This is a genomic window from Pseudomonas sp. TE3786 (assembly GCF_054057335.1).
Window position 1 is genome coordinate 39,761 of sequence record NZ_JBSRZF010000012.1, and the last position, 24,935, is coordinate 64,695.

At 59.3% G+C, this 24,935-nt stretch carries 22 protein-coding genes; 15 read left to right on the forward strand and 7 right to left on the reverse strand.

Going from position 1 to position 24,935, the window contains the following annotated elements; all coding sequences use genetic code 11:
- Positions 1–3: 3 nt before the first annotated feature.
- Together ACVW0Y_RS14335 and ACVW0Y_RS14340 are read right to left on the reverse strand one after the other, a co-directional pair.
- On the reverse strand, positions 4–360 hold the full coding sequence (locus tag ACVW0Y_RS14335) for a hypothetical protein (protein WP_457438992.1): 357 nt from the start codon (positions 358–360) through the stop codon (positions 4–6).
- 174 nt (positions 361–534) lie between these two features.
- Positions 535–2,388, reverse strand: coding sequence for a DUF7840 domain-containing protein (locus tag ACVW0Y_RS14340; RefSeq protein WP_457438993.1), 1,854 nt, complete (start codon positions 2,386–2,388; stop codon positions 535–537).
- A gap of 143 nt (positions 2,389–2,531) precedes the next feature.
- Between ACVW0Y_RS14340 and ACVW0Y_RS14345 the strand changes: the two genes are divergently transcribed.
- The 4 genes from ACVW0Y_RS14345 (at position 2,532) to ACVW0Y_RS14360 (ending at position 6,936) form a co-directional block, all read left to right on the forward strand.
- Positions 2,532–4,979, forward strand: a complete 2,448-nt coding sequence (locus tag ACVW0Y_RS14345; protein WP_457438994.1) for a Lon protease family protein — start codon at positions 2,532–2,534, stop codon at positions 4,977–4,979.
- Between the two features lie 189 nt (positions 4,980–5,168).
- Positions 5,169–5,510, forward strand: coding sequence for a PA4575 family protein (locus ACVW0Y_RS14350; RefSeq protein WP_457438995.1), 342 nt, complete (start codon positions 5,169–5,171; stop codon positions 5,508–5,510).
- A 224-nt stretch (positions 5,511–5,734) separates the two neighbouring features.
- A complete protein-coding gene (locus ACVW0Y_RS14355; protein ID WP_457438996.1) occupies positions 5,735–6,223 on the forward strand; it encodes a TIGR00645 family protein in 489 nt (162 codons plus the stop codon).
- Positions 6,224–6,309: 86 nt separating this feature from the next.
- Positions 6,310–6,936, forward strand: coding sequence for an FKBP-type peptidyl-prolyl cis-trans isomerase (locus tag ACVW0Y_RS14360; protein WP_457438997.1), 627 nt, complete (start codon positions 6,310–6,312; stop codon positions 6,934–6,936).
- A gap of 92 nt (positions 6,937–7,028) precedes the next feature.
- Here the strand turns inward: ACVW0Y_RS14360 and ACVW0Y_RS14365 are convergent, their stop codons facing one another.
- Together ACVW0Y_RS14365 and ACVW0Y_RS14370 are read right to left on the reverse strand one after the other, a co-directional pair.
- On the reverse strand, positions 7,029–7,271 hold the full coding sequence (locus tag ACVW0Y_RS14365) for a PA4570 family protein (protein ID WP_457438998.1): 243 nt from the start codon (positions 7,269–7,271) through the stop codon (positions 7,029–7,031).
- Positions 7,272–7,413: 142 nt separating this feature from the next.
- Complete coding sequence (locus ACVW0Y_RS14370; RefSeq protein WP_457438999.1) at positions 7,414–8,382, reverse strand: polyprenyl synthetase family protein; 969 nt, start codon at positions 8,380–8,382, stop codon at positions 7,414–7,416.
- Between the two features lie 243 nt (positions 8,383–8,625).
- On the opposite strand from ACVW0Y_RS14370, the gene rplU reads away from it, so the two are divergent.
- The 5 genes from rplU to ACVW0Y_RS14395 all read left to right on the forward strand — a co-directional run bounded on the left by rplU (position 8,626) and on the right by ACVW0Y_RS14395 (position 12,316).
- Positions 8,626–8,937 carry a 50S ribosomal protein L21 gene (gene rplU / locus ACVW0Y_RS14375; RefSeq protein ID WP_108098632.1) on the forward strand — a complete coding sequence of 104 codons (312 nt, stop codon included), beginning with the start codon at positions 8,626–8,628 and terminating at the stop codon, positions 8,935–8,937.
- Between the two features lie 37 nt (positions 8,938–8,974).
- Entirely contained in the window at positions 8,975–9,232 is a 258-nt protein-coding gene (rpmA, locus tag ACVW0Y_RS14380) for a 50S ribosomal protein L27 (RefSeq protein ID WP_122450171.1), read from the forward strand.
- Positions 9,233–9,392: 160 nt separating this feature from the next.
- Positions 9,393–10,616, forward strand: a complete 1,224-nt coding sequence (cgtA, locus tag ACVW0Y_RS14385; RefSeq protein WP_457439000.1) for an Obg family GTPase CgtA — start codon at positions 9,393–9,395, stop codon at positions 10,614–10,616.
- 91 nt (positions 10,617–10,707) lie between these two features.
- The gene (gene proB / locus ACVW0Y_RS14390) at positions 10,708–11,826 is read left to right on the forward strand and encodes a glutamate 5-kinase (protein ID WP_457439001.1); all 1,119 of its coding nucleotides are present in this window, start codon (positions 10,708–10,710) and stop codon (positions 11,824–11,826) included.
- 46 nt (positions 11,827–11,872) lie between these two features.
- On the forward strand, positions 11,873–12,316 hold the full coding sequence (locus ACVW0Y_RS14395) for a CreA family protein (RefSeq protein ID WP_457439091.1): 444 nt from the start codon (positions 11,873–11,875) through the stop codon (positions 12,314–12,316).
- Positions 12,317–12,427: 111 nt separating this feature from the next.
- Here ACVW0Y_RS14395 and rpsT read toward each other — a convergent pair whose 3' ends face one another.
- A complete protein-coding gene (gene rpsT / locus ACVW0Y_RS14400) occupies positions 12,428–12,706 on the reverse strand; it encodes a 30S ribosomal protein S20 (RefSeq protein WP_108098636.1) in 279 nt (92 codons plus the stop codon).
- 255 nt (positions 12,707–12,961) lie between these two features.
- Here rpsT and murJ point away from each other — a divergent pair, with 255 nt between their 5' ends.
- From murJ to ispH, 6 genes are all read left to right on the forward strand, one after another.
- On the forward strand, positions 12,962–14,506 hold the full coding sequence (gene murJ, locus ACVW0Y_RS14405) for a murein biosynthesis integral membrane protein MurJ (RefSeq protein ID WP_457439002.1): 1,545 nt from the start codon (positions 12,962–12,964) through the stop codon (positions 14,504–14,506).
- Positions 14,507–14,616: 110 nt separating this feature from the next.
- Positions 14,617–15,555, forward strand: a complete 939-nt coding sequence (gene ribF, locus ACVW0Y_RS14410) for a bifunctional riboflavin kinase/FAD synthetase (RefSeq protein WP_457439003.1) — start codon at positions 14,617–14,619, stop codon at positions 15,553–15,555.
- 10 nt (positions 15,556–15,565) lie between these two features.
- Positions 15,566–18,397: an isoleucine--tRNA ligase gene (gene ileS, locus ACVW0Y_RS14415; RefSeq protein ID WP_457439004.1), complete on the forward strand. Its 2,832-nt coding sequence runs from the start codon at positions 15,566–15,568 to the stop codon at positions 18,395–18,397.
- Positions 18,390–18,896 carry a signal peptidase II gene (gene lspA, locus ACVW0Y_RS14420; protein ID WP_457439005.1) on the forward strand — a complete coding sequence of 169 codons (507 nt, stop codon included), beginning with the start codon at positions 18,390–18,392 and terminating at the stop codon, positions 18,894–18,896. Before ileS ends, lspA begins: the two co-directional genes overlap by 8 nt.
- A complete protein-coding gene (locus ACVW0Y_RS14425) occupies positions 18,889–19,341 on the forward strand; it encodes an FKBP-type peptidyl-prolyl cis-trans isomerase (RefSeq protein ID WP_457439006.1) in 453 nt (150 codons plus the stop codon). Before lspA ends, ACVW0Y_RS14425 begins: the two co-directional genes overlap by 8 nt.
- 63 nt (positions 19,342–19,404) lie before the next feature.
- A complete protein-coding gene (gene ispH, locus ACVW0Y_RS14430; protein WP_457439007.1) occupies positions 19,405–20,349 on the forward strand; it encodes a 4-hydroxy-3-methylbut-2-enyl diphosphate reductase in 945 nt (314 codons plus the stop codon).
- Between the two features lie 75 nt (positions 20,350–20,424).
- Here ispH and ACVW0Y_RS14435 read toward each other — a convergent pair whose 3' ends face one another.
- Together ACVW0Y_RS14435 and ACVW0Y_RS14440 are read right to left on the reverse strand one after the other, a co-directional pair.
- Complete coding sequence (locus ACVW0Y_RS14435) at positions 20,425–20,832, reverse strand: type IV pilin protein (RefSeq protein ID WP_457439008.1); 408 nt, start codon at positions 20,830–20,832, stop codon at positions 20,425–20,427.
- Positions 20,829–24,935, reverse strand: coding sequence for a pilus assembly protein (locus ACVW0Y_RS14440; RefSeq protein ID WP_457439009.1), 4,107 nt, complete (start codon positions 24,933–24,935; stop codon positions 20,829–20,831). The genes ACVW0Y_RS14435 and ACVW0Y_RS14440 overlap by 4 nt, the downstream gene beginning before the upstream one ends.

A 24,935-nucleotide genomic window follows, 5' to 3' on the forward strand; every position in this document is an offset into this window, starting at 1 on the left:
GAACTAGCGGGAGCGCAGCGCCTTGGCCATGGCCTGGTCGGTGTCGTGCTCCCACTTCTCATCGCGGTCGCTGTTGCGCTGCTCTTGGTAGGTGCGCAGCTGGGCACTTTCCATCTCGGCCTGGCATTGACGGAAACCGTCGCTCCAGCCTTCGGCGTATTGGGCGTCTTTCAGGTAGCGCGGCACGTCTTTTTTGAAGCTGCCGGCCATTGCTCCAGCCGCCTGACGCCCGCTGCCGCAACCATCTGTGTAACCGGCGGCGAAGGGTTCCGGGTAGCCCTGGGCAACCAGGTACTCATAACTGCTTTGGCAGGCAGCAAGCAGGGCGAGGATGGGGATTAACAACAGAAACGGGCGCACGGGTTATCTCCGGGTGGCGGATGGAGAAAGTGTGCGCGGGCTGTTGTGAGAAAAACGTCAAATTGGTGTAACGCGGGTGTTGGGTAAATGCACTCTCCTGTAGGAGCGGCTTCAGCCGCGATGCTCTTCAAGAACATCGCGGCTGAAGCCGCTCCTACGGGGTAATTCTTACGCTCAATAGTGGTACCACTTCAGCTCCAGGCTCACCTCGTTCTCAGGCGATGCCAGCTGGCTGAATTCCCGTTTGGCCGATAGCCGCAGCCCCAGGTTGGTGGCGATTTCCCACTGCTGATTGAGGCTCAGGCTGCGCCGTACTTCGCCACTGGTGAAGTAGTCGCCGCGCGCTTCCAGGCTCAGGTTGCCCAGCGGGTTATGCCAGAGCAGACCGCTGTTGAAGCCGGCAGCCGGTGTAATGAAAGCGGCAAAATCGCTGTTGTGTTCGATGCGCACGGTGCCGAGGGTGAAGCCCAGCAGGTCATCCGTCAGCGCCCAGGTGCCGCCGACGCCGCCATTCAAATGAGTCACCAGACGTTCGTCGCCGTCTTTGCCCAAGACTCGCTCCAGCCCACTCGCTACCTGCCAGGACCAGGGCTGCAGCAGCTCGTTGCGTGGTGTCAGCGAGCGGATATTGGCCAGGTCGAGGTTTTGCAGTTGCCAGTGATTGCCTTCGTATTGGCGCAGTTTGAGCTGGAGGATTTCGATCTGCGCGCCCAGGGGAAAGCCATAGAGGTTGTCGTTAAGGTCGTGGTAGGCCATGCGCAGGCCGTATTCGGCGAAGGCACGATCGTCATGGCTACCGGCACCCAGTTGCCAGGTGCGCGATTCGTGGCCTTGTTCCGGCAGGCCAGGCCGTTCGACGGCCAGCGCCGGCGGTGGATTGCGGTTGATGCTTTTCAGCAGGGCATAGCTGCGCTGGGCGCTGGCGCTGTCCCGCTCGCCAGCGGCGCTGCGGTAGCGTTGCAGGCGAAAGGCGGCGTCCTGAATCAGGGCCTGGCGGTCGCGGTCCAGTTTTAGAAATTCAGGGCTTTGCAGCTGGGCCGGGTCGTCGGTCAGTTGCAGGGCCCAGTGTTGCTCCGTGCGGCTTAGCGGTTTGGCGCGCGCCAGCAGTTCCCGTTCACGGGAGGGCCGATAGTCGATAGCGCTGACCAGGCCCGCGTCTTTCACCGCCCGCACGGTATCGGTGGGGATGGCGGTGATCGGGAAGTGTTCGGTCAGCTCCAGGCCGGGGCGGGCGATTTCCAACAGTTCCAGCAGGCGGAACGAGCAGTTTTCGTCGAAGAAGAAATAGTCGAAGCGGATCTGCTTGAGCTCCCACACATGCTCGACCATGCGCGCGGTTTCTTCTGGGCTGAGATTCAGGCGGTATTCCCACAGGTCGCGGTTTTCCAGGCTGCGGTATTCGGCCAGTTTCTCCCGGTAGGGCACCAGGGCGAACAGCCCGGGGTAGCCGCCCATCAGGCCTTTCCAGGCATACAGAATGCTGTTGTCCATACCCTCGATAAAGGCACCGAAGTTCAGCGCGTAACTGAGCAGGGCGGTGTTGTCGCTGTCGATATCGGCCTGGTCGATGCGCAGCAGGGTGTGGCCGAACATTGAGGACGGACTGTTCAGATAGGCGGCTGGAAAGATCAGTACGGCGCTGTGGGGGGCGATGTCCTTGAACCAGGCCCTGAATTCGCTGCAGTCGGTGGTGGGCAGGTCGCTGAGTTGCAGTTGCTCGCGCAGCCAGCGGGTGCGTGCCGGGTACACGCATTGGGCATGTTTGTCGCCGCTGTCGGCCGGGGCGTAGATGGCTTTGAGGGTGGCGGCCAGTTCGGCGTCGGGGTGGCTCTCGCCATCTTGGGCAAGGAAGAAGCGTGGGTCGTCCACATAGCTGCGCCAGCCACCGAGCTTGCCGGTTTCATAGTGGTTGAGGGCGATCCAGTAAGGATCGAAGGCTAGCGCCTGCAGGCGAGCTTGAGGGACTGTGGGCGCGGCGTGGGCCAGACCGGCGATGCTTAAGGCCAGAGCGAATAAAGTCCGTTTCAAGGTGATTGTTCTTCTTCTATAGCGTGCTGGGAGCTTTGTAGTGACCGGCGAAGGTGTCAAGGCAGGAACGCCTTGCCAGACAGAATCGGCCAGCGCCAGAATGACCGCGAACGATGACTGCCCATCCGAACTAAGGATTTTCGATGCCTGATCCCGTTGCCAATGGCCTTCGCTTGGCGCCCGACGCGCTAACCCGTCCCTTCGATCCTAGTCAGTTCAAGTTCACCATCACCGATGATCTGGAGCCCTTTCGCGGTGTGCTCGGCCAAGAGCGCGCGGTGGAGGCCCTGCAGTTTGGCGTGGCCATGCCGCGCCCCGGCTACAACGTGTTTGTCATGGGCGAGCCGGGTACCGGTCGCTTCTCCTTTGTTAAGCGTTATCTGAAAGCCGAAGGCAAACGCCTGGATACGCCGTCGGACTGGGTGTACGTCAACCACTTCGATGAAACCCGCGAGCCCCGCGCGCTGGAGCTGCCGCCGGGTACGGCGACGGCCTTTATCGCCGCTATCGAAGTACTGATCGACAATCTGATGGCGACCTTTCCGGCGGTGTTCGAGCACCCGGCCTATCAGCAGAAGAAGAGCGCCATCGACCGCGCTTTCAACCAGCGTTATGACCGCGCCCTGGATGTGATCGAGCGTCTGTCGCTGGAAAAAGAAATCGCCCTGTACCGCGACAGCACCAATATCGCCTTCACCCCGATGAAAGAAGGCAAGGCCCTGGACGAAGCCGAATTCGCCCAGTTGCCGGAAGCCGAGCGCGAGCGTTATCACGCGGATATCTCGGCGCTGGAAGAGCGTCTGAACGAAGAACTGGCCAGCCTGCCGCAGTGGAAGCGCGAGTCGAGCAACCAGTTGCGTCAGCTCAACGAGGAAACCATCACCCTCGGTTTGCAGCCGCTGCTGGGGCCACTGTCGGAAAAATACGCGGAGAACGCTGGTGTCTGCGCTTATCTGCAAGCGGTGCAGGTCAATCTGCTGAAGACCGTGGTCGAGCAGTTGGTGGATGTGGATAAAGTTGACGCCGAGGCGCGCAAATTCCTCCAAGAGCAGTACTGCCCGAGCCTGGTGGTTGGCCATCACGCCAGCGGCGGCGCACCGGTGGTGTTCGAGTCGCACCCGACCTACGACAACCTGTTCGGCCGTATCGAATACAGCACCGATCAGGGCGCGCTCTACACCAGCTACCGGCAACTGCGCCCCGGTGCCTTGCACCGCGCCAACGGCGGCTTTCTGGTACTGGAGGCGGAGAAGATGCTCGGCGAGCCGTTCGTGTGGGAAGCGCTCAAGCGCGCCCTGCAACAACGCAAGCTGAAGATGGAATCGCCGTTGGGCGAGTTGGGCCGTCTGGCCACCGTTACCCTGACGCCGCAGGTTATTCCGCTCGGCATCAAGATCATCATCATTGGCTCGCGCCAGCTGTATTACGCGCTGCAGGACAACGATCCGGACTTCCAGGAGATGTTCCGCGTGCTGGTCGACTTCGATGAAGACATCGCCCTGCATGACGACAGCCTGGAGCAGTTCGCCCAGCTGCTGAAAACCCGTACCTCTGAGGAGGGCATGGCACCGCTGACCGCCGATGCGGTGGCGCGCCTGGCGACCTACAGCGCACGGCTGGCGGAGCATCAGGGGCGCTTGTCGGCGCGCATTGGCGACCTGTTCCAACTGGTCAGTGAGGCGGACTTTATTCGCCAGCTGGCCAACGACACCGTCACCGACGCCGGCCATATCGAGCGCGCACTGAAAGCCAAGGCCACCCGTACCGGCCGCGTATCGGCGCGGATTCTCGATGACATGCTGGCCGGCATCATTCTGATCGACACCGCTGGTGCCGCTGTGGGTAAGTGCAACGGCCTGACGGTGCTGGAGGTGGGTGATTCGGCCTTTGGTGTGCCAGCGCGGATTTCTGCCACTGTGTACCCGGGCAACAGCGGCATTGTGGATATCGAGCGCGAGGTCAACCTGGGGCAGCCGATTCACTCCAAGGGCGTGATGATCCTTACCGGATACCTGGGTAGCCGTTATGCCCAGGAATTCCCTCTGGCGATCTCTGCCAGCATCGCCCTGGAACAGTCCTACGGCTATGTGGATGGCGACAGTGCTTCGCTGGGTGAGGTGTGCACGCTGATTTCGGCGTTGTCCCGCACGCCGCTAAAACAGTGCTATGCGATTACCGGCTCGATCAACCAGTTCGGTGAAGTGCAGGCGGTGGGTGGGGTCAACGAGAAGATCGAAGGCTTCTTCCGCCTGTGCGAGGCACGCGGTCTGACCGGCGAGCAAGGCGCGATCATTCCGCACGCCAACGTTGCCACGCTGATGCTCGATGAGCGCGTGCTGCAGGCGGTGCGTGCGGGTTTGTTTAACGTCTACGCCGTACGTCAGGTCGATGAGGCGCTGAGCTTGCTGGTTGGCGAGCCGGTGGGCGCGCCGGATGAGGAGGGCGAGTTCCCTGAAGGCAGCGTCAACGCGCGGGTGGTCGAGCGTTTGCGTGAGATCGCCGAGATCGGCATGGAAGAGGAAGAAGAGAAGGGTGTCGAGGCCGCGGCGTTGTTGACCGGCAAAGCGGAGTCAAAAGCCGACGGGAAATAAGCGTGTGACTGCTCGATGGCTGGTCAGTCATTGAGCAGTTTCCTCGCGGCCCCGGCGGATGGTGGCTGGGCCCGCTTGCGCACGGTCCATCCACAGAGTTATCCACAGCTGCCGGGGATAACCTTGAGGCTTCCCTGAACGGCTTGGCGGGGTGTAGTCTGAACGCCGGACCTCGCGAGTGCCGCCGTCATGCCGCGCAGCCTCTGCCTTACCCGTCAATGCTTGGGCCTGATCACCCGTATCGAATGTGTGATCCGCCCGCTGGCAGGCGAAAATGGCCTCTGGGTTCTAATCTGCGGTGCCGGCATGGCCGCCTCCCAACCTTCCGCAATCAAGACGCAGGGCCCATTCCACGGGCCTTTTGTGGCTGAAGAGGTGTTGTCCGCGATAGCCGATAACCTGGCTGAACTGGGCTATGACCAAAGTGATGATCCGGCGATCTGGTGCCTGCATCTGCAGGCCGAATTGCGCCGGGTAAATGCTGAGCGCGGTCGCCATCTGGGCGATTACCAGTTCCGTCCGGAAACCTAGAAGTCAGCATTGCTCAGCTTTTGAACGATCCCCGCAAAGCCTGGCGCTGCGCTTGCTGGCGCGGTCTATCCGGAGGCCGTCCACAAGGTTATCCACAGATCCTGTAGATAAACAAACGGCTACAAATCCTGGTTGTTTTTTGTCCGATGCACTACGGCGTGCGGTTTGTCTCGTCAGACTCGCTGGGTATACTCGCGCTCACTTTTTACCTGCTGTGAGTGACCATGGAACGCATTATTGAAAACGCGATGTACGCCTCTCGCTGGCTACTGGCGCCAATCTACTTTGGTCTGTCGCTGGGTTTGCTGGCCCTGGCGCTGAAGTTCTTTCAGGAAATTATCCACATCCTGCCGAATGTGTTTGCCATGGCTGAGTCCGAGCTGATTCTGGTGCTGCTGTCGCTGATCGACATGGCTCTGGTTGGCGGTCTGCTGGTGATGGTGATGATTTCTGGCTATGAGAATTTCGTCTCGCAACTGGATATCGACGAAGGCAAGGAGAAGCTCAGCTGGCTGGGCAAGATGGACTCCAGCTCGCTGAAGATGAAAGTGGCCGCTTCCATCGTGGCCATTTCATCCATTCACCTGCTGCGGGTGTTTATGGATGCGCAAAACACCAAGCCTGATTACCTGATGTGGTACGTGATCATCCACATGACCTTCGTGGTTTCGGCTTTTGCCATGGGTTACCTGGATAAAGTCACCAAGCACTGATCTGCACAGCTGGCCTGTGCATCGGCCTGCCAGCGCTTCTGTGCTAGGCTGGCCGCCCTTTTTTTGGCCTCAGCGGAGTTAGCGCCATGTCCGAACAGAATATCGACACCTTTACCACCGATGAGTCCCGCGTCAGCTACGGCATCGGCCGTCAGCTCGGCGACCAACTGCGCGACAACCCGCCACCGGGCGTGAGCCTGGACGCCATCCTGGTTGGCCTGACCGACGCCTTCCGTGGCAACGCCAGCCGCGTTAGCCAGGAAGACATGTCCGCCAGCTTCAAAGTGATCCGCGAAATCATGCAAGCCGAGCAGGCTGCCAAAGCTGAAGCGGCTGCTGGCGAAGGTCGCGCCTTCCTGGCCGAAAACGCGCAGCGCGCTGGCATCGTGACCCTGGATTCCGGTCTGCAATACGAAGTGCTGACCGCCGGTGAAGGCACCAAGCCAACCCGCGAAAGCACCGTGCGTACCCACTACCACGGCACCCTGGTTGACGGCACTGTGTTCGATAGCTCCTACGAGCGTGGCCAGCCAGCTGAATTCCCGGTTGGCGGCGTGATCGCCGGCTGGACCGAAGCCCTGCAACTGATGGGTACTGGCAGCAAATGGCGCCTCTACGTGCCAAGCGAACTGGCCTATGGCGGCCAGGCTGTCGGCAGCATCCCGCCGCACAGTGTTTTGGTGTTTGACGTAGAGCTGCTGGAAATCCTCTAAGTATCCAGACGCCAAGGGTTAAACGCAAAAGGCCGAGAGTGTGAGCTCTCGGCCTTTTGCATTTTGGCGGCTTCAAGGGTTGGCTTCCCCGATCAGTGCAGTTCAGAGGAGGGGCGCAGGGCGCGGGAGTAGCAGAACAGGAACAGATTGCGCACCAGCTCCTTGAGCACGGTGGGTTCGCTGGAGTTCAGGCCTGTGAGGTCCAGGTCACCTTGTTCGCGCAGTTCGTCCAGGGCGTCTTCTTCAAGCACGGCGCAAACCTTGCCGGTATCGCGATGCAAAATACGTAGGTACGGATGTGGGCGGTCCAGCCAGGCATCAATCAAATAGGTCATGGCTCATCTCCTTGTCTTGGTTTGATGAGAATAATTCCTATTGGTATAATAGCAAGGGCTAGTTTGTCCGTCTGTACGGCGGGTTGATCGGTGGCAATAAAAAGCCCGCCGATGGGCGGGCTTTTGGGTGTTGCGTGGGATGTCAGTGGGTGCGGGCTACAGCGAATTCGCTGAGTTCGACCAGTGCATCTTTATATTCACTGGCTGGCAGCACATCCAGGCAGGCAATGGCGCGGGCGGCGAAGGCACGGGCCTGGTTGGCGGTGTAGTCCAGGGCACCGGACGCTTCCACCGCAGCACGGATGCTTTCCAGGTCCTCTAGGCCGCCTTTCTGAATGGCTGTACGGACCAGGCTGGCCTGTTCCGCCGTGCCTTCGCGCATGGTGTAGATCAGCGGCAGGGTTGGTTTGCCTTCGGCGAGGTCGTCGCCGACGTTCTTGCCGAGGGTTTCCGCGTCGCCACGGTAGTCGAGCAGGTCGTCCACCAGTTGGAAGGCCACGCCGAGGTTGTCACCAAACGCCTGCAGGGCGGCGGACTGCTCTTCACTGGCGCCGATCAATGCAGCGGCGCTGTGGGTTGAGGCCTCGAAGAGCATCGCGGTCTTGCCGCGGATGACTTCCATATAGATTTCTTCGGTGGTGCTTGCATCGCGCACTTTCGACAGCTGCAGCACTTCGCCTTCGGCAATCACGCGGGTGGCGCGGGAAAGAATCTGCATCACCGGCAGCGAGCCGAGTTCGACCATCATTTCGAACGAGCGCGAATACAGGAAGTCGCCCACCAGCACACTTGGCGCGTTGCCCCACAGGGCGTTGGCGGTCGAGCGGCCACGACGCATGCCGGACATGTCGACGACGTCGTCATGCAGCAGGGTGGCGGTATGCAGGAATTCGATGGTGGCAGCCAACAGACGCAGATCATCACCCTGACCGCCCAGCGCTTTGCCGCAGAGCAACACCAGCAGCGGGCGCAAGCGCTTGCCACCGGCGGAGATGATGTAGTCGCCTATTTTCTCTACTAGAGGAACGCGGGAGACCAGTTGTCGTCTGATAATGCCATCGACGGCGGTAAAATCATCCGCCACCACGTTATAGAAGGCCTGTGGTTGCATCAGTGACAAGTGCTCCTCGAAGGTTGCGCGGCATGCTAGGGGGCAGGGTGGAGGCTGTCAAGGCAAGCACTACGGGTGCTTGCGCGGGGGCAAAGGCTTGCGTACAATCGCGGCCCCTGAACTTCCCTGGGCAGCACCTGCCTTACGCAATTGCAAGGGCGTCCTTCCGGCCCCAAGCAGCCATGCCAGCCGACGACTATTCCTATAAAGCGCTGGGTGAGCAGGATTTAACGGAGCAAAATTATGTACGCAGTAATTGTTACCGGTGGCAAGCAATACAAAGTCGCCGAAGGTGAATACCTCAAGATCGAAAAGCTCGAAATCGCCACTGGCGAAGCCGTAACTTTCGATCGCGTCCTGCTGATCGGCAATGGTGACGACGTCACCATCGGCGCACCAGTTGTTGAAGGCGCCAAAGTTGTAGCCGAAGTGATTGCACAAGGCCGCCACGACAAAGTGACCATCATCAAGTTCCGCCGTCGTAAGCACCACATGAAGCGTCAGGGCCACCGTCAGTGGTTCACTGAGATCAAAATCACTGGTATTTCGGCCTAATCTTTTCGGCCCGAATCCTAATTAGGAGTATTGACTCATGGCACACAAAAAAGCTGGCGGTAGTACCCGCAACGGTCGCGACTCAGAATCTAAACGCCTTGGCGTGAAGATGTACGGCGGCCAGGCTATCAAAGCAGGCAACATCATCGTGCGTCAGCGCGGTACCCAATTCCACGCTGGCTACGGCGTTGGCATGGGTAAAGATCACACTCTGTTCGCTAAAGTCGAAGGCGTGATCAAGTTTGAAGTTAAGGGCGCCTTCGGTCGTCGTTACGTGAGCGTCATCGCGGCTTAATTGCGATGTAGCTGGAAAAGCCCTGTCTCGCGACGGGGCTTTTTTGTTTCTGAACGTTTGAGGCTTTTGCAAAATCATCCGGGAGCTGTTTCGCTGGGTTTTGCAAAAGTCTTATGTTTCTTGTGTTATCTAGCCCGCTATTGCGGCGGGAGGCGTGCCGATGAAATTCGTCGATGAAGTATCGATTTTTGTAAAAGCAGGTGATGGTGGTAACGGTTGCATGAGCTTCCGTCGCGAGAAGTTCATCGAAAACGGTGGGCCGAACGGTGGCGATGGCGGCGACGGTGGCCATGTGTACATGGTTGCCGATGAAAACCTCAACACCTTGGTGGATTACCGCTACACCCGTCGTTTCGACGCAGAGCGTGGTTCCAACGGTGGCAGCGCTGACTGCACCGGTCGCAAGGGTGAAGACACCGTGCTGCGTGTACCGGTAGGTACCACCATCATTGATGCGGCTACCCAGGACATCATCGGTGACCTGACCAAAGACGGTCAGCGCATCATGGTTGCCCATGGTGGCTGGCATGGTCTGGGCAACACCCGTTTCAAATCCAGTACCAACCGTGCGCCGCGTCAGACCACCCTGGGTAAACCGGGTGACTCGCGCGACCTCAAGCTGGAGCTGAAGGTGCTGGCGGACGTTGGTCTGCTAGGCCTGCCAAACGCGGGCAAGAGTACCTTTATCCGCTCGGTCTCTGCGGCCAAGCCAAAAGTGGCGGACTACCCGTTCACCACCCTGGTGCCGAACCTGGGTGTGGTCAGCGTTGATCGTTACAAGAGCTTTGTAGTCGCCGACATTCCGGGTCTGATCGAAGGTGCCTCCGATGGTGCCGGTCTGGGTATCCGCTTCCTCAAACACTTGGCGCGTACCCGTCTGCTGTTGCACCTCGTCGATATGGCGCCGCTGGATCTAACCGATCCGGCTGAGGCGGCTGAAACCATTGTGACCGAGCTGGGCAAATTCAGTCCGTCGCTGGCTGAGCGTGATCGTTGGTTGGTGCTGAACAAGTCCGACCAGATCCTTGAGGAAGAACAAGAGGCTCGCATCAAGGAGATTACTGATCGCCTGGAGTGGACGGGTCCGGTTTATGTGATTTCGGCCATTGGTAAAGAAGGCACAGAAAAGCTCTGCTTCGATATCATGAAGTACCTCGAGGAGCGCTCCCTGCGTATCGCCGAAGAGCCGCAGTACGCGGCTGAGCTAGCGGAGCTGGATCGCCGTATCGAAGACGAGGCCCGCGCCCAGCTGCAGGCACTGGACGACAAGCGCGCATTGCGCCGCGCTGGCGTCAAGGTGGCCGGCAGCGAGGATAACGATGACGGCTTCTGGGATGAAGAAGATGACGATGATGGTCCAGAGATCATCTACGTCAGAGACTGAGTAAAACCACAACGCCGCTAATTAGCGGCGTTGTGCTGACTAATTCGCACGAGCGGCGCAGCGCCGCTCTTCTGGCCAAGGTTGGATGACGATGCGGGACAAGGTGACTGGCGCGCAGCGCTGGGTGGTGAAAATTGGTAGTGCATTGCTGACTGCAGATGGGCGTGGCCTGGATCGCGGGGCGATGGCGATCTGGGTTGAGCAGATGGTGGCGTTGCGCGAGGCGGGCGTCGAGCTGGTGCTAGTGTCTTCGGGCGCTGTTGCGGCGGGCATGAGTCGTCTGGGCTGGGCCTCGCGCCCGAGCGCCATCCATGAGCTGCAGGCGGCTGCTGCGGTGGGGCAGATGGGCTTGGTGCAGGCTTGGGAGTCCAGCTTTGCTCAGCATGGCCGGCATACTGCGCAAATTTTGCTGACCCATGACGACCTGTCGGATCGCAAGCGCTACCTGAATGCCCGTAGCACTCTGCGTACCCTGGTGGATCTGGGGGCGATCCCGGTGATCAACGAAAACGACACCGTGGTCACTGACGAAATCCGTTTTGGCGACAACGACACCCTGGCGGCCCTGGTGGCCAACCTGGTGGAGGCTGATCTGCTGGTCATTCTCACCGATCGCGACGGTATGTTTGATGCTGATCCGCGCCACAATCCCGGTGCTCAATTGATTTACGAGGCGCGTGCCGATGATCCTGCGCTGGATGCCGTTGCAGGTGGTGTCGGCGGGGCCTTGGGACGTGGCGGTATGCAAACCAAGCTGCGCGCGGCGCGGCTGGCCGCACGTTCCGGTGCGCACACGGTGATCGTCGGTGGCGCTATCGAGCAAGTGTTGGCGCGCCTCAAGGCGGGTGAGCGTTTGGGTACCTTGCTCGCTCCTGAGCGTGGTCTGCTGGCGGCGCGCAAGCAGTGGTTGGCGGGGCATCTGCAAACCCGCGGTACCCTGCAGTTGGATGCGGGTGCGGTGAAGGCGCTGCTGCAAAGCCACAAGAGCCTGCTGCCGGTTGGGGTAAAAAGCGTGCAGGGCAATTTCCGTCGTGGCGAGATGGTGGTCTGCGTCGATCCGGACGGGCGAGAGATTGCTCGTGGTCTGGCCAACTACAGCGCTGCTGAGGCGCAGAAGATCGTCGGCCAGCCCTCGGATGCCATCGAGCGTTTGCTGGGCTATGTCGATGAGCCTGAGTTGGTGCATCGCGACAACCTGATTCTGGTGTAAGCGCGCCTGCGGGCGGCAAGGGGATGCTGTGCGAGTAATCAAAGGGATGTTGGGTGCGTTATTGCTGCCCTTGGCGATGGCGGCATCGGCCGAAGAAATCGGTCAGGTGTCGACGGTTTTCAAGTGGGTGGGGCCAAACGACAAGATCGTCGTCGAGGCTTTCGATGATCCGAAAGTGGAGGGCGTGACCTGCTACCTGTCGCGCGCCAAAACTGGCGGCGTCAAAGGTGGGTTGGGTTTGGCGGAGGATCGCGCCGAGGCGTCGATTGCCTGTCGTCAGGTGGGTCCGATCCAGGTGCCCGAGAATCTGAAAGATGGAGAGGAGGTGTTCAAGGAGCGCACCTCGCTGGTGTTCAAGACCATGCAGGTGGTGCGGTTCTTCGACAAGAAGCGCAATACCCTGGTGTACCTGGTCTATAGCGACCGCGTGATCGAGGGCAGTCCGCAGAATGCGGTGACCGCCATTCCGATCCTGCCCTGGCATCAGTAGCTTCAAGTAAAAGCTAAAAAGGCGAGTCGCGAGATTCGCCTTTTTTGTCGGCGGCTTTTTTGCGGGCAATAAAAAACCGGCCCTTGGGCCGGTCTTTTCAACGCATCACACTTAGGCTGCAGCCGCTTGGCTGAGATCCTTGATGTGACCGTTCAGGCGGCTCTTATGACGAGCTGCTTTGTTCTTGTGGATGATGCCTTTGTCGGCCATACGGTCGATTACAGGCACAGCCAGAACGTACGCTTTCTGAGCAAGTTCGAGGTCTTTGGCGTCGATAGCCTTGACCACGTTCTTGATATAGGTACGAACCATGGAGCGCAGGCTGGCGTTATGGCTACGACGCTTCTCAGCCTGTTTAGCGCGTTTTTTGGCAGAAGGTGTATTGGCCACCGTCGAGCTCCTTGAAACTTTGAGGAAATGACTAAACAAATAAGGCCGCGAATCATGCCGATGTGACGATGGCTTGTCAAGCGCGGTTCCGCCTTGCTGGCGATAGATCGACCAGCAGTCCGACCAGCGTACCCAACTCGTGTGGGTGATTTATTTGCCAGCCGGTTCTACACTCGCCGCCTTTGCCTTGCGGCCTACAGCGCGGTGCCGTGATTGCGGTGGCGCAGCATACTTCATGCGGTAGAAACGAGCGTTATGAATTTACTCAAGTCGCTGGCTGCGGTCAGCTCGATGACCATGTTGTCCCGGGTCCTGGGCTTTGTCCGCGATACCATCGTGGCGCGCATCTTCGGTGCTGGTATGGCCACCGACGCGTTTTTCGTCGCCTTCAAACTGCCCAACCTGCTGCGTCGGATCTTTGCTGAGGGCGCGTTCTCCCAGGCCTTTGTGCCAATTCTGGCGGAATACAAAACCCAGCAAGGCGAGGAGGCGACCCGTACCTTCGTGGCTTACGTAGCTGGGCTGCTGACCTTGGTGTTGGCGGTGGTGACGGCCCTGGGCATGATTGCCGCGCCCTGGGTGATCTGGGTCACGGCGCCAGGCTTTGCCGATTCGCCGGAAAAGTTCGAGCTGACCTCGTCCCTATTGCGGGTGACCTTTCCTTATATATTGCTGATCTCGCTTGCCTCACTGGCCGGCGCAATTCTCAACACCTGGAACCGCTTCTCGGTGCCGGCCTTTGTGCCGACGTTGCTGAATATCAGCATGATCGTCTTCGCACTATTCCTTACGCCTTACTTCAACCCTCCGGTGATGGCGCTCGGCTGGGCTGTGTTGGTCGGCGGCCTGTTGCAATTGCTCTATCAGCTGCCGCATCTGAAGAAGATCGGCATGCTCGTGCTGCCGCGCCTGAACCTGCGCGACGCTGGCGTGTGGCGGGTAATGAAGCAGATGGGCCCGGCGATTCTCGGTGTTTCGGTTAGCCAGATTTCGCTGATCATCAACACCATCTTCGCCTCGTTCCTGGTGGCTGGCTCGGTGTCCTGGATGTACTACGCCGACCGTTTGATGGAGTTGCCGTCCGGCGTGCTGGGTGTAGCTTTGGGCACGATTTTGCTGCCAGCGCTGTCGCGCAGTTTTTCGAGCAAAAACACCGAAGAGTATTCACGCCTGATGGACTGGGGGCTGCGCCTGTGCTTCCTGCTGGCACTGCCTTGCGCACTGGCCCTGGCGATCATTTCCGAGCCGTTGACGGTGTCGTTGTTCCAGTACGGCAAATTCAGCGCCCATGACGCGCAAATGACCCAGTTCGCTTTGATCGCCTACACGGTCGGCCTGCTCGGCATCATCCTGGTCAAGGTGCTGGCGCCGGGCTTCTATGCGCGGCAGAACATTTCCACGCCGGTGCGCATCGCCCTGATAACCCTGGCCGCTACTCAGCTGATGAACCTGCTGTTCTTTTTTACCCTGCCATACCCCCACGCGGGCCTGGCGCTGTCCATCGGCCTGGCGGCCTGCCTAAACGCCGGTTTGCTGTTCTGGCAATTGCGCAAGCAACAGCTGTTCACCCCGCAACCGGGCTGGGGCGTGTTTCTCGCCAAGCTGGTGGTGGCGGTATTGGTAATGGCGGCGGTGTTGCTGGGCCTGATGTATGTGATGCCGGCCTGGGATCAGGGTGGCATGTTGATTCGTCTGCTGCGTCTGGGCGCGTTGGTAGCGGTGGGCATTGCCGCCTATTTCGGTGTGCTGTTGATGTTGGGCTTTCGCTTGCGTGATTTCGCTCGCCGTTCGTTGGCCTGATCGCGGGCGAAGTCGATCATTTTTTAACCGCTACATACACGACGGCTGTCGCCTGTTGTCCGGCGTCGGGTGTGCGTATAATCGGCCACTTTGTGAGCAAGAAGCGTCCTATGCAGCTGGTTCGAGGGCTTCAAAACTTGCGGCCCCAGCATCGGGGCTGCGTTGCCACTATCGGCAATTTTGACGGCGTGCACCGTGGCCACCAGGCCATCCTGGCGCGGCTGCGCGAGCGTGCGGACGAATTGGGCGTGCCCAGCTGTGTGGTTATTTTCGAGCCGCAACCGCGTGAATTCTTTGGTCCTGATACCGCGCCGCCGCGCTTGACGCGGTTGCGCGACAAGCTCGCCTTGTTCGCCGCTGCCGGCGTGGATCGTGTGTTGTGTCTGTCCTTCAATCGCCGTTTGCGTGAGCTCAGCGCTGCCGAGTTCGTCCACACGGTACTGCTGCAAGGCCTCGGTGTGCAGCATCTGGAAGTCGGCGACGATTTCCGCTTCGGTTGTGACCGGGCCGGTGATTTCGCCTTTCTGCAGCAAGCTGCGGTGGTCGAAGGTTTTACCCTGGAAGCGGCCAGCACCGTTGAAATCGACGGCCTGCGGGTAAGCAGTACCCGGGTTCGTGAGTCGCTGGCAGCCGCCGACTTCCCACTGGCCGAGCGTCTGCTGGGACGACCCTTCCGGATTTCCGGACGGGTTTTGCACGGGCAGAAGCTGGCCCGCCAGTTCGGTACGCCGACGGCCAACGTACAACTCAAGCGCCGTCGTGTGCCGCTCACCGGGGTCTACCTGGTCAGCGTCGAACTCGATGGCCAACCCTGGCCCGGCGTCGCCAATATTGGCGTGCGGCCGACGGTGCAGGGCGACGGTAGCGCACACCTGGAAGTGCATCTTTTAGATTTTGTCGGCGATCTGTATGGCCGACGTTTGACGGTGGCATTCCACCACAAGCTGCGCGATGAGCAGCGTTTCGCCTCCCTGGAGGCGCTGAAGACGGCGATACACGCGGATGTCGCCGCCGCCCGTGCCCTATGGCAGGGTCAACCGCTTAAGTGAAGAGCCTGAGATGACCGACTACAAAGCCACGCTGAACCTTCCCGATACAGCCTTCCCAATGAAGGCCGGCCTGCCACAGCGCGAACCGCAGATTCTGCAGCGCTGGGACAGCATTGGCCTGTATCAGAAGCTGCGCGAGATTGGTAAGGATCGGCCCAAGTTCGTGCTGCACGACGGCCCGCCCTATGCCAACGGCAATATTCACATCGGTCACGCGGTAAACAAGATTCTCAAAGACATGATCGTGCGCTCGAAAACCCTCTCCGGGTTCGACGCGCCGTACGTGCCGGGTTGGGACTGCCACGGTCTGCCGATCGAGCACAAGGTCGAAGTCACCCATGGCAAGAACCTGCCCGCCGACAAAACCCGCGAGCTGTGCCGCGCCTATGCTGCCGAGCAGGTGGAAGGGCAGAAGGTCGAGTTCATCCGCCTGGGCGTGCTCGGCGACTGGTCCAACCCGTACAAAACCATGGATTTTGCCAACGAAGCCGGCGAGATCCGCGCCCTGGCCGAAATGGTCAAAGGCGGTTTCGTCTTCAAAGGTCTGAAGCCGGTTAACTGGTGCTTCGACTGTGGCTCGGCCCTGGCTGAAGCCGAAGTCGAATACCAGGACAAGAAGTCCTCGACCATTGACGTCGCCTTCCCGATTGCCGACGAAGCCAAACTGGCCGCCGCCTTCGGTCTGCCGTCGCTGAGCAAGCCTGCTGCCATCGTGATCTGGACCACCACCCCGTGGACCATCCCGGCCAACCAGGCGCTTAACGTTCACCCGGAATTCACTTATGCCTTGGTCGACGTCGGCGACAAGCTGCTGATCCTGGCTGAAGAGCTGGTAGAAGCCTGTCTGACCCGTTACGGCCTGCAAGGCTCGGTCATCGCCACTGCCCAAGGCGCGGCGCTGGACCTGATCAACTTCCGTCACCCGTTCTACGACCGTCTCTCGCCGGTGTACCTGGCCGAGTACGTCGAGCTGGGCGCGGGTACCGGCGTGGTGCACTCCGCACCAGCCTACGGCGAGGACGACTTCGTCACCTGCAAGCGCTACGGCATGGTCAACGACGACATCCTCACCCCGGTACAGAGCAACGGTGTGTACGTCGAATCGCTGCCATTCTTCGGCGGCCAGTTCATCTGGAAAGCCAACCCGGCCATCGTTGAGAAGCTCAGCGAAGTCGGCGCGCTGATGCACACCGAAACCATCAGCCACAGCTATATGCACTGCTGGCGTCATAAAACCCCGCTGATCTACCGCGCCACCGCGCAGTGGTTCGTCGGCATGGACAAGCAGCCAAGCACCGGCAACACCCTGCGTCAGCGCGCGGTAAAAGCCATTGAAGACACCCAGTTCGTGCCAGCCTGGGGCCAGGCGCGTCTGCATTCGATGATCGCCAACCGCCCGGACTGGTGCATCTCCCGTCAGCGCAACTGGGGCGTGCCAATCCCATTCTTCCTCGACAAAGCCACCGGCGAGTTGCACCCGCGCACCGTCGAGCTGATGGAAGAAGTGGCCAAACGCGTTGAACAGGAAGGCATCGAAGCCTGGTTCAAACTCGACGCCGCCGAGCTGCTCGGTGACGAAGCCGGCAATTACGACAAAATCAGCGACACCCTGGATGTGTGGTTCGACTCCGGTACCACCCACTGGCACGTGCTGCGTGGCTCGCACCCGATGGGCCACGAAAGCGGCCCGCGTGCCGACCTGTACCTGGAAGGCTCCGACCAGCACCGCGGTTGGTTCCATTCTTCCTTGCTCACCGGCTGCATGCTGGACGACCACGCCCCGTACCGCGAACTGCTGACCCACGGCTTCACCGTGGACGAGAGCGGTCGCAAGATGTCCAAGTCGCTCGGCAACGTCATCGCCCCGCAAAAGGTCAACGACACCCTGGGTGCCGACATCATGCGTCTGTGGGTTTCGGCCACCGACTACTCCGGCGAAATGGCCGTTTCCGAGCAGATTCTGCAGCGCAGCGCCGATGCCTATCGCCGTATCCGCAACACCGCCCGCTTCCTGCTCTCCAACCTGAGCGGCTTCAACCCGGCCACCGATCTGTTGCCCGCTGAAGACATGCTGGCCCTGGACCGTTGGGCGGTAGACCGTGCCCTGCTGCTGCAAAACGAGCTGCAAGAGCACTACGGTGAATACCGTTTCTGGAACGTCTACTCCAAAGTGCACAACTTCTGCGTGCAGGAGCTGGGCGGCTTCTACCTGGACATCATCAAAGACCGTCAGTACACCACCGCCAGCGACAGCCAGGCGCGGCGTTCCTGCCAGACCGCGTTGTTCCACATCGCCGAAGCGCTGGTGCGCTGGATCGCACCGATCCTCGCCTTCACAGCCGACGAGCTGTGGGAATACCTGCCTGGCGAGCGCAACGAATCGGTGATGCTCAACACTTGGTACCAAGGCCTTACCGCTTTGCCAGAAGGCTTCGAGCTGGACCGCGCCTACTGGGATCGCGTCATGGCCGTAAAAGTGGCCGTGAACAAGGAAATGGAAAACCAGCGTGCGGCCAAAGCCATCGGTGGCAACCTGCAAGCCGAAGTCACCCTGTACGCCGAAGATGCCCTGGTCCGCGACCTGAACAAACTCAGCAACGAGCTGCGTTTTGTGTTGATCACCTCGACCGCCGCCGTGGCTCCGTTGGCCAGCGCGCCGGCCGATGCCGTGGTAACCGAAGTGGCCGGCCTGAAACTGAAAGTAGTGAAATCCGCCCACGCCAAGTGCGCGCGCTGCTGGCACTGCCGTGAAGACGTGGGCGTGAATCCGGAGCACCCAGAAATCTGCGGTCGCTGCGTCGACAACATCAGCGGTGCAGGCGAGGTTCGTCACTATGCCTAACGCTCGCTTCGGCCGGTTGTCGCTGCTGTGGATAAGTCTGCTGGTCCTGATCGTCGATCAGGCCACCAAGCTGTACTTCGAAACCAACCTGAGCCTGTACCAGCAGATCGTGGTCATTCCCGACCTGTTCAGCTGGACCCTGGCCTACAACACCGGCGCTGCTTTCAGCTTCCTCGCCGACAGCTCCGGCTGGCAGCGCTGGTTGTTCGCCCTGATCGCGATTGTCGTCAGCGCCACCCTGGTGGTCTGGCTTAAGCGCCTGAAGGCCGACGAAACCTGGCTGGCCATCGCCTTGGCACTGGTGCTCGGCGGCGCGCTGGGCAACCTGTACGACCGTATCGTGCTGGGCCACGTTATCGACTTTATCCTGGTGCACTGGCAAGACCGCTGGCGCTTCCCAGCCTTCAATATTGCCGACAGCGCTATCAGCGTCGGTGCTGTATTGCTGGCCCTGGATATGTTCAAAAGCAAAAAATCCGGAGAGCCCGCCCATGACTGACGCCCACGCAAATGAACAGCGGATCGGCCCGGACAAGCAAGTAACCCTGCACTTCGCCCTGAACCTGGAAAACGGTGACGTGGTGGATAGCACCTTCGACAAAAAGCCCGCCACCTTCAAAGTCGGCGATGGCAACCTGCTGCCCGGTTTCGAAGCGGCGCTGTTTGGCCTCAAGGCCGGCGATAAGCGCACCCTGCAGGTGGAGCCCGAACACGGCTTTGGCCAACCGAACCCGCAGAACGTGCAGGTGATGCCTCGCTCGCAGTTCGAAGGCATGGAGCTGTCCGAAGGCCTGCTGGTGATCTTCAACGACGCCGCCAACACCGAGCTGCCCGGCGTGGTCAAAGCCTTTGATGACAGCCAGGTCACCATCGACTTCAACCACCCGCTGGCCGGCAAAACCCTGAGCTTTCAGGTGGAAATCATCGAGGTCAAACCGGCCTGATCGGTCGGTTGCCTTGCACCTGCCTTAGGGGCGGATGAGGACAGCTCCATGCAAGAGTCAGCCATGCAAATCAAACTCGCCAACCCCCGCGGCTTCTGCGCCGGAGTCGATCGCGCGATCGAAATCGTCAACCGCGCCCTGGAAGTGTTCGGCCCGCCGATCTACGTGCGCCACGAAGTGGTCCACAACAAATTTGTCGTCGAAGACCTGCGCGCCCGTGGTGCCATCTTTGTTGAAGAACTCGACCAGGTGCCTGACAACGTCATCGTCATCTTCAGCGCCCACGGCGTTTCCCAAACAGTACGCAAAGAAGCTGAAGCCCGTGGCCTGAAAGTGTTCGACGCCACCTGCCCGCTGGTGACCAAAGTACATATCGAAGTCGCCCGCTACAGCCGCGACGGCCGTGAATGCATCCTTATCGGCCACGCCGGTCACCCGGAAGTCGAAGGCACCATGGGCCAATACGACGCCAGCAACGGCGGCACCATTTACCTGGTGGAAGACGAAGCCGACGTTGCCAACCTGCAAGTGCGCAACCCCGATTCCCTGGCCTTCGTCACCCAGACCACCCTGTCCATGGACGACACCAGCCGCGTGATCGACGCCCTGCGCAGCCGCTTCCCGAGCATCGGTGGCCCACGCAAAGACGACATCTGCTATGCCACCCAGAACCGTCAGGACGCCGTCAAACAGCTAGCCAGCGATAGCGACGTGGTACTGGTGGTTGGCAGCCCCAACAGCTCCAACTCCAACCGCTTGCGCGAACTCTCCGAGCGTTTGGGTACCCCGGCTTACCTGATTGATGGTGCGGAAGACCTGCAGCAAGGCTGGTTCGAGGGCGCTGCGCGGATTGGCATCACTGCTGGTGCTTCGGCACCGGAAGTGTTGGTGTTAGGGGTGGTGCAAAAGCTGAAGGAGTGGGGCGCTACCGGCGCTGAAGAGCTGGATGGGCGGCCGGAGAATGTGACGTTCTCGATGCCCAAGGAATTGCGGGTTAAGGCGATTTGAAGTTTTAGCAGTTAATCTGCCGAGCATAAAAAAAGGCCACTTCGATGAAGTGGCCTTTTTTGTTTTAGCTAGGGCTTATCTGAAGCAATCGGCGACGGTCGCAGCCGTCCCCGTTTTGTCTTTGGTACCTGCCTGAGTGACGCTCAGGTTGCCGCATTTGGCGTCGGTCCTGCTGGGCGTTACCGTCAAGGTGTAAGTGCTGGCGGAGGTGTTGCTGATGTCCAGCGTATACATCTTGTTCGGCGACTGGCCCGAGAGGCCTAGTTTAGCGCTGGTGTCGGCATAGGTATTGTTCTGCGCAAAGTAGCGCTCCTGCCGAGCCGCCGCATCGTTAAGCAGTGCTATCCCTTCGGTGCGGTTGCTGCGCATCACGTACTCCTGATAGTTGGGGTAAACGATGGCGGCGAGGATGCCGATCACCGTTACCACCAGCATCAACTCGACCAGGGTAAAACCCTGCATAGTGCGTGCGTTCTTGATCATTCCGAAGTCTCTCGCTCTGGGATTGCGCGCCAGCTTTGGCGTCCGGTTGTGCCGGGGCCGGTATTGTATTTCATGCCGCCGCCCTGGCTAGGCGCGGTGAAAACTTCTCCGTTGTTGGTGGTGAAACCGCCGGAGCCGGGTTTCTTGTAGGCGGAAACTACGGTGCCTGCGCCGCCGCTCACATAGGCGTCGTTGTCATCGATTGTGCCGCTGTTATCCAGGTCAAATACGTTGAACTTGGTTCGTCCGCCGGTAGTTGGGTCCAGCCCGTATTGCCATGAGTCGACACCTTCTTTGCAAGGGTCAGCGTTCGGCGTAAGGGTGTTCAGGAGCAGTGTCTGACCACGTGCGGCCATGGGATTGATGACCATCTCGCCGCTGTAAGTGGGGGTGCTGCCAACCACTTTCAAATCAAGCGCCCAACCCCATTTGTTCACTTGGCTGTCGTCAGTGCTTTTAGCGTCATCCACATACCACTGCACCGTGTTGTTGCTGACGATACGGATGCCTTGGACGGCGACGTTATCCTTAAAAGGGTTGGTCGGCTGCGAGTTAATCGTCTGTGCCTGCAGGTCGCTACGTTTCAGAGCCGTTCTGCTTGAGGTGTTCTGCCCTTTGGTTTTGCGGTCCCAAATACCGTACAGCGTCATAGCTCGGGTTGAGTCAACTGTGGAGTCGGTGGTTTCGAAGTACTTTCCGGTACCAAAAATAACCAGATAACCGAGCGTCGATGGATGCCGAACCAACGATGGCGGAGCGGTAATCGCCTGTGCTGTTGCTGAGCTGGCGGCTCGTGAATCGGTCGCCTTGTACAGCGGTGTGCCGCCATAGGCAACGGCAAAGTTGTTGGCGTTGATATTGCCAAGGAAGCCCGTGCCCCGTTTGAACGGATCCGGAGTTACTGGCACGGCACGAGTGGTTACCAGATCAAATCGCCACATGTTGCCTTGCAGGTCGCCGGCATACGCATAGTCAGCAACGCCGTCGCTGTTGTTGTCGGCCAGACGTGGAGTGGAAAGGCCATTGGCTTTGGTGTTATCGCCAGCTACTACCAATTCACGCTGAAGCTCACCGGTCTCGATGTTGAAGATCATCAGCGAAGCGTTATCGGCAATGGAGCTTGACTGGTTGCCGTAGCCATTGCCGATCACTGCAGCCCAGTTGCCGGTGTGCAGGCGAGCGATAGTCGGTTGTGAGAAGGTGTAGCCCAGATTGCTCAGGCCGGTATCGGTAAAGTTCTTTTCCCAGAGCAACGAAATATGGTCTGGATCGGTAATATCCAGAGCAAACAGCGATCTGCCGCCGGCTCGCATGGTACCCACTAACACCGTGTGCCAGGCATTGGCAAAGAAGACGTCGGCCACGGTCGGCGTGCCATCAACATAATATTGGTGGCCGGAACCTGTGTATCTCTGCGCCGGTAGCTTGTAAATATTTTGAATGGCTGCGGTAGGGACGAATGCAAACCGCTCCTCGCCAGTATTCGCATCAAAGCCATGCAGCATTCCGTCGTTGGCACCGACGTAAACCATAGGGCGTCGCGGGGAATTGTCTTCGCCGTCGTTTTTTGTTGCTCTGTTGGCAGCTTTAAAACGTTTATAGGAGCGGACACCGGTGCCGCTCAAGTCCTCAATGGCATCCATCAAGTAAGCGACGTTTTTCGGCGTGCCCACGATCACCGGGGATGAGTTGATGATATCGCCCAGCACGGAGCTGCGAATCCGGAACGTGCCTGCTGTACTACCTTCGCCGCTTTGGTCACCACGTACGTAGTTGAGGCGAGCTTCACCCTTGGTATCTGTCGGCGTGTTGGTAAGGTCGTTGTCCTTGTTCAGCATTGCTTGCTGAGCTGGGGTGAGGTTGCTCCAGGCAAAATCAGTCAGTACACCTGTTGTGCTGACCATTTTTATATTTCGAGTGCTGGCCGTTTTACCGCTGATCGCTGACTGGGCATCCCAGACTTTGCTGCGAAGGTTATTAGAGTCGATATTGAATTTGGTCAGGTTACCGCTCCAGTCCTCACTGTTTAGCTGGGTTTGGTAAACGTCACGGTTAATAGCATCACTTACTATATCTGCCGTCACACCAGGTGCGCCGGCGGATGTGGTGCGGTTACTGATGCGGCTGATGATCTGGTTGAATGCAGCAACCACGGTGTCCGGGCTATCGGCGCTGAAGAACTCGCCACGGGAATTGATCGCGGTGTGCCACAGGTCATACACGTTGTTAGTGCTGTTGGATGCTGCTGCCGGCCAGCTAGCAGTACCAGCGACCAGTGCGCTGTAACCTGCGCCGGCATAGGTACTGCCTGCCCAAGGGATGCCTGCAGCGGTCAATGAAGAATTCAGGCCAAGACCGACGGTATATGTGGTTAGGTGCTGCCAGGTAGCAGGGTCATTTTTAGGATCCCAATATTGGGCAGCTGGATCGCTGGCATTAGGTGCCACGATCACGGCTTTTACGTCGTCTGTCAGTGTGCTGGCATCCGTTGCCCAGTAGTGGAACGACAGGTCCGCGAGCGTTTTTGTTGTTGCATCTACAAAAGGGTATTGCTGTGCATACGCAGTCTTGTCGGGCAGTTGGGGGATTGCAGACTCGTCTGGCTTGAATTCTGAAGGCATGGTGGCGGTATCGTTCCACATGCCATCGGTCATCATGATCTGGTAGTTGGCGCGGCATGAGTACTTCGGCTCCTGAACCGTAGTTCCAACGCCGCCTGAGCTGGTCAGAGGATATGGGTTGGCTGCCCAGGCAGGACTGTCAGCGGCGCTAAGGAAGTTGCCCGCACGAGTCATCGCACCGCGCAGGTAGGTCGAACTGGTGAAGGTCACAGTAGGCAACCAGTTGAAGAAGTTGCCCACATGGTTGCTGGTGAATTTGCGCAGATAGTTACTGCCGCAAGCCGCTGCGGTGGAGTTGAACGCGGTGCAGCTACCAAGCGTTTGCCAGGTCAGACGGATTGAACGCGGCAGGCCGGTAAATGCCAGGTTGGCGGCCGACAGGGTAGTCAGCGAGCGGGTACGGTAGAACGAATACCATCGGGCAAAGTTGGCTCGTTCGTCCGTGCCTACTGACGCTTCGGCAGCACGATTTTGCCCCGAGGAGCTGCTGACAAATACCAGGCGGTAGCAGTTTTCATCGGTGTTGACGCTGGTGCAGCCCGCCAGTGTGGTGTCGTACAAATAGTAGTAGGCCGGGACAGCTGCTTTTCTCAAGTCGGCACGAGTGACGGTAGTAGTAACGCTCGAGGTGTATGTGGTCGGAGCCGTAACGGTGTAAGTATTACTGGAGCGCACGCAAGAGCTGGGATTGTCATAGGCGGTCGTCGTTGTAGTGACCGCTGTGGTGGTATAGCCGGTGGTCGGCGTGTTGCTCTGTGTATCGGTGGCCGTCGAGTTGGTGGAGTTCGTTACCTTGGTAGCAGTACAGGTAGTTGTACCGGTGCGTTTTACCGAGAACGTTACCCCGTTCATTGTCAGGTTTGTGGTCGTATTGTTCGCCATGCTTGAGTTGGCGGAGCCGGAAAAGTTTCCGCTACCGGACGGTCCGGGCGCTGTGGTGGTGCTGATAGTTGCAGCGTTAAAGTCGGCCGCAGCGTTTTCCGCGTAAGTGTTGTTCGTGTTCTGGTCGCCAAAGTCACTGTTGGCTAAACCAGTAGTTTTAGGCGTGGTCGCAGGGTTGTATGCCCAGGTGACGCGGTAATCGGTTGATAAGTTGACCGAGCCACGACTACTCACCAGACCGTTGAAGTAAGCCGAAGTAAAACTGGTGCTGTATTGGGTGGTAGATCGCGCGCCATCGCTTTCATATTTCACCGGCAAGGTATAGGTGATCGCCGGGTTATAGTACATCGGGTTATAGGTGGCCGCTTTAACTCGGCGGGTGGTACTCAACACGTCCATATTGTCGGGCGCATAGGCCCAGACCATGCTGCCGGAGTCATCCAAGGTAAAAATCAGGTTGGGCGCAACACTCTCGGACAGAATCAATGGCGATTGTGCCGGGTCTAGCAATGTCGCCTGCGCCTGTTGCGTGCCGCTAATAAACAGCAGGGAAGCCAAGAGGCTGGCGGTGGTTTTACCGTAAAAACGTGCCGTTTTCAT

What these genes read in the sequence shown, in the direction of transcription:
- ACVW0Y_RS14345 (WP_457438994.1), top strand. Translation starts at nt 2,532, where the DNA reads ATGCCTGATCCCGTTGCCAATGGCCTTCGCTTGGCGCCCGACGCGCTA.
- ACVW0Y_RS14350 (WP_457438995.1), top strand. Translation starts at nt 5,169, where the DNA reads ATGCCGCGCAGCCTCTGCCTTACCCGTCAATGCTTGGGCCTGATCACC.
- ACVW0Y_RS14355 (WP_457438996.1), top strand. Translation starts at nt 5,735, where the DNA reads ATGGAACGCATTATTGAAAACGCGATGTACGCCTCTCGCTGGCTACTG.
- ACVW0Y_RS14360 (WP_457438997.1), top strand. Translation starts at nt 6,310, where the DNA reads ATGTCCGAACAGAATATCGACACCTTTACCACCGATGAGTCCCGCGTC.
- ACVW0Y_RS14365 (WP_457438998.1), bottom strand. Translation starts at nt 7,271, where the DNA reads ATGACCTATTTGATTGATGCCTGGCTGGACCGCCCACATCCGTACCTA.
- ACVW0Y_RS14370 (WP_457438999.1), bottom strand. Translation starts at nt 8,382, where the DNA reads ATGCAACCACAGGCCTTCTATAACGTGGTGGCGGATGATTTTACCGCC.
- rplU (WP_108098632.1), top strand. Translation starts at nt 8,626, where the DNA reads ATGTACGCAGTAATTGTTACCGGTGGCAAGCAATACAAAGTCGCCGAA.
- rpmA (WP_122450171.1), top strand. Translation starts at nt 8,975, where the DNA reads ATGGCACACAAAAAAGCTGGCGGTAGTACCCGCAACGGTCGCGACTCA.
- cgtA (WP_457439000.1), top strand. Translation starts at nt 9,393, where the DNA reads ATGAAATTCGTCGATGAAGTATCGATTTTTGTAAAAGCAGGTGATGGT.
- proB (WP_457439001.1), top strand. Translation starts at nt 10,708, where the DNA reads ATGCGGGACAAGGTGACTGGCGCGCAGCGCTGGGTGGTGAAAATTGGT.
- ACVW0Y_RS14395 (WP_457439091.1), top strand. Translation starts at nt 11,873, where the DNA reads ATGTTGGGTGCGTTATTGCTGCCCTTGGCGATGGCGGCATCGGCCGAA.
- murJ (WP_457439002.1), top strand. Translation starts at nt 12,962, where the DNA reads ATGAATTTACTCAAGTCGCTGGCTGCGGTCAGCTCGATGACCATGTTG.
- ribF (WP_457439003.1), top strand. Translation starts at nt 14,617, where the DNA reads ATGCAGCTGGTTCGAGGGCTTCAAAACTTGCGGCCCCAGCATCGGGGC.
- ileS (WP_457439004.1), top strand. Translation starts at nt 15,566, where the DNA reads ATGACCGACTACAAAGCCACGCTGAACCTTCCCGATACAGCCTTCCCA.
- lspA (WP_457439005.1), top strand. Translation starts at nt 18,390, where the DNA reads ATGCCTAACGCTCGCTTCGGCCGGTTGTCGCTGCTGTGGATAAGTCTG.
- ACVW0Y_RS14425 (WP_457439006.1), top strand. Translation starts at nt 18,889, where the DNA reads ATGACTGACGCCCACGCAAATGAACAGCGGATCGGCCCGGACAAGCAA.
- ispH (WP_457439007.1), top strand. Translation starts at nt 19,405, where the DNA reads ATGCAAATCAAACTCGCCAACCCCCGCGGCTTCTGCGCCGGAGTCGAT.
- ACVW0Y_RS14435 (WP_457439008.1), bottom strand. Translation starts at nt 20,832, where the DNA reads ATGATCAAGAACGCACGCACTATGCAGGGTTTTACCCTGGTCGAGTTG.
- ACVW0Y_RS14440 (WP_457439009.1), bottom strand. Translation starts at nt 24,935, where the DNA reads ATGAAAACGGCACGTTTTTACGGTAAAACCACCGCCAGCCTCTTGGCT.